The sequence below is a fragment of the Desulfofundulus thermosubterraneus DSM 16057 genome, assembly GCF_900142025.1.
Classification (GTDB): Bacteria; Bacillota; Desulfotomaculia; order Desulfotomaculales; family Desulfovirgulaceae; genus Desulfofundulus; species Desulfofundulus thermosubterraneus.
The window spans coordinates 1-3,026 of record NZ_FQZM01000082.1; the positions used below are offsets into that span (position 1 = coordinate 1).

At 46.5% G+C, this 3,026-nt stretch carries 4 protein-coding genes; 1 reads left to right on the forward strand and 3 read right to left on the reverse strand.

Translation table 11 applies throughout. The features are described 5' to 3' along the window. Nucleotides 1–381 precede the first annotated feature (381 nt). A complete protein-coding gene (locus tag BUA65_RS17355; RefSeq protein ID WP_072871637.1) occupies nucleotides 382–756 on the forward strand; it encodes a hypothetical protein in 375 nt (124 codons plus the stop codon). Nucleotides 757–1,157: 401 nt separating this feature from the next. Here the strand turns inward: BUA65_RS17355 and BUA65_RS17360 are convergent, their stop codons facing one another. The 3 genes from BUA65_RS17360 to BUA65_RS17370 all read right to left on the reverse strand — a co-directional run bounded on the left by BUA65_RS17360 (nucleotide 1,158) and on the right by BUA65_RS17370 (nucleotide 2,807). After that, nucleotides 1,158–1,340, reverse strand: coding sequence for a class I SAM-dependent methyltransferase (locus BUA65_RS17360; RefSeq protein ID WP_242656391.1), 183 nt, complete (start codon nucleotides 1,338–1,340; stop codon nucleotides 1,158–1,160). After that, the gene (locus BUA65_RS17365; protein ID WP_072871639.1) at nucleotides 1,324–2,247 is read right to left on the reverse strand and encodes an SEC-C metal-binding domain-containing protein; all 924 of its coding nucleotides are present in this window, start codon (nucleotides 2,245–2,247) and stop codon (nucleotides 1,324–1,326) included. The genes BUA65_RS17360 and BUA65_RS17365 overlap by 17 nt, the downstream gene beginning before the upstream one ends. Nucleotides 2,248–2,330: 83 nt before the next feature. Next, nucleotides 2,331–2,807, reverse strand: a complete 477-nt coding sequence (locus BUA65_RS17370; RefSeq protein ID WP_207543939.1) for an RpnC/YadD family protein — start codon at nucleotides 2,805–2,807, stop codon at nucleotides 2,331–2,333. Between the last annotated feature and the right edge of the window lie 219 nt (nucleotides 2,808–3,026).

Genomic DNA, 3,026 nt, shown 5'->3' on the forward strand with positions numbered 1-3,026 from the left:
TAAAAAATCTAAAAGCTGTCGAGTTAACCCTGGAAGGCATAAGATACTTGTGCCGAACTGAGTTACCAGGAAATGCTTTTCAAGCTTTTAAAGCATTGGGGTTAGGAGTTCCAAATCATGTAATAATCATTAATTAGCATATCTACCACAATAAGGGAAAATGTTGTGGCACGCCAACTCGTTATGTCCCGGAAGCCTTGATTTTCCGGGGTTTTATTGGGATTGGGTGTCAAAGTTCGGTTTAAATTTAAGCATCTCTGCTATAACAGAATTTAATTGGCAGATTTCCCCGGTTATCGAGGGTGACAGATAACCCAATTTCGTGATATGTATATAATACAGCGCCTTACCGACAGGGGTAGTCCTGGAGGAGTGAGAATCATGGACCTTCAAGAACTGAATAATCTGGGGCCTGGCTTCCTTGTTGTGGAAGAACCTGATTATTCCCGGGAGAGACTTTTAGAATTCCAGCGAAAATTTGGTGTCAATACGATTGTCCTTTTTGAACACCTGGACAATTTCGGTACTATTCCCGGGATTGAAATTAGCGAAAAAGAACTGGCAATCTGGAAACACTATTTTAATATTTTCATAATGGCTGAAGGAGACCCATGGGACCTTTTAGAATACGATGAAGAAACTTTATGGGGAAAGGCACTGGAGGAGGGGGACACTAGTCCTCCTCCTTTATTTCCCCTAACTCTTTACGTGATGTTCCAGACCGAGAAATGGTGCAGTACCTGGGCATGCAAATAATTTCTCTTATCTTTTTCCTTCTGTCTGAAAGTAAAAAATCTCTTTTTGTTCTCCTAAGGGCTGATTATGATTATTAGGGTTCATTTAACTGCCTCCTTACTCGCTCTAAAATCCTATTTGTGTAATCAGCATTTTCATCAAATAAGGGATAGCATTTTTTCTTAACATATAACATGACAAGATGAATGGCCAAAAGAAGATTAAAATCACTAATATCAAGCTGTAACCCTTCTCCCGGCCTCAAGTGAGAAGAAAGTTTCGTTCTTTTATCAGGATGAGCATGTAAATCTCCCTCTTCTAAATCAATTCGAAATTCCAGTAAATCTCCGGTTGAGGAAAAGTGATATGAAAAGCGGCTAATGATAAACTTTCCGTGATCGCCTGAATGCTCGGCAATTTCATCACAATCCAGATAATCCCCAATAGTTGCCCGTGCCGCAACCTATGTCCAGCACGCTCATCCCGGGCCGCGGCTCCAGGTAGGCCAGTATGGCCTCCTTTTCCACCCGGTCCACGAAACGGCCGGCGGCAGTCTGGTACCATGAATCGTAGCTGCCAGCTTTGTCATCAAACAGCTGTCTCATTTGTTCTCTCTTCCTCCAGCATCTGCAACCTCTCCAGGACATCTTCTCTCCCGTCAACGTTTCTTTCCAGGGCCATACGATAAATGTTTTCCGCCCTGTCGTAATCGCACGGTGCCTTGCTGCCCGCGTACAGCCAGTACATATCTCCCCAGCCAATGTACACCCACGCAGAATCGGGGAACTCTTCCACCAAATCCCGGAAGGCCCTGTCTCCTTCTTCAACCATACCAAGCATGAAGTAAGATTCCGCTTCCGCTCGCTTCATGTTTTCGATAATCAGTCTATCTGTTTCCGGGAATAGCCTGCAGAACTCCCGGCAGTATTCTATCCTCTTTTCGTAGAAAGAAGGTTCTTTTAAACCAGCGTTGCCCAGCTCCATCTCCAGATCCTGGCACCAGTTAAAAAGGCTCTGCAGCCCTGAAAAGACTTTTTCCGCGTCACTGATGGACTTCATCTCCGGAGTAAAGCGTTTTTTCAGATGCTCCCACACTTCCAGCCAGATCCGGCAACCCTCGTCCTCTTTTCCCTCGCTGCAAAGACGGTACCCTTCCTGCATCATGTCATTCAGCTTCTCGGAATTAATTATATGCGGGGCCAGCCTTTCCCACAGGACAACGGCGGCCATCCACGGAAAGTCCCGGTCGAAGCCCCTTGCAGTAACATGGCTGGTTTTCCACCATTTTTCGGACAAATCATAGGCGGAGTAAAAGTTTTCAACTTCCCGGAGGAAATTCTCTTCAGTAATATGAATTCCCATCGTACCGAGTCTAGAGATTATCTCTTTCGTTGAAAGCGAGCGAACCTCTTCTAAACTCCAAGGCTTTCTTCTCTCTACGAGAAGGCAACATTTCTTGTACTTCTTTCCGCTCCCGCAGGGGCAGGGGTCATTTCTGCCGATTTTACCCAAACAACACTCCCCCTCACCAGGTATACGTAAAAGAAAACGCGGCAGCTCTACACCTGCCGGTTCTGACCGCTTTCTGTGTTCGACTAATTGTTCTTACGTACCGCCTCGTTAAGAGCCTTCATGAATTCATCAATTATTTTCGCTTTCATTTTTAAAATTACTTCCCTGGTAAACCGGAGTGACGAAAATACTGCCAGCCCAAGATATAAATCCGCCTGCCATTCAACGGGGGCTTCTGCAATCCGTTCTACGCACCGGGCCAGTATTTCTTCGGCAGGATATTCATGCCGCATTAACGGTACCAGCGGTATAATCTCCACCGGAGCATGATGCAGCAAGTGTTCCCCGGGCAAATCTGCCAGGTTGATAGTCCGGAAATTAAACGTCACCACAGTGAGGTCCAGGCAGTCAAAAGAGTACCTCTCCTCCTGAAGCCGGCCCGTAAGGTTAAGCACCACCGGGTAGACCGGTTTTTTGAACTCCCGGTGCTGCATCGCCGTATATTCCAGCAACCGCCGGGGCATTTCTCGCTCCGTTTTAGTCTGTACTTCAAGGAGCATCAGATATTCATAACTATTTTCTGTAACCTTATAGTATATCCGATTCCCTTTCCACTAATGAGTGAACCTGCTCAGTTCCTCCCATATGATGTTCCGGGCTTCTTCCAGGGTGCTGGCGGCAAATAGCCGCTCCAATACACGGTCCAGGGTTTCCATGTCGGTCAGCTGCTGCACTTTGTCCTGCACACTGGCAGAATCAACTCCAAACCTGCGGGCCAG

Bases quoted from the DNA above. Each gene is read 5' to 3' on its own strand.
- BUA65_RS17360 (WP_242656391.1), bottom strand. From the start codon at position 1,340: ATGAGACAGCTGTTTGATGACAAAGCTGGCAGCTACGATTCATGGTAC.
- BUA65_RS17355 (WP_072871637.1), top strand. From the start codon at position 382: ATGGACCTTCAAGAACTGAATAATCTGGGGCCTGGCTTCCTTGTTGTG.
- BUA65_RS17370 (WP_207543939.1), bottom strand. From the start codon at position 2,807: ATGCTCCTTGAAGTACAGACTAAAACGGAGCGAGAAATGCCCCGGCGG.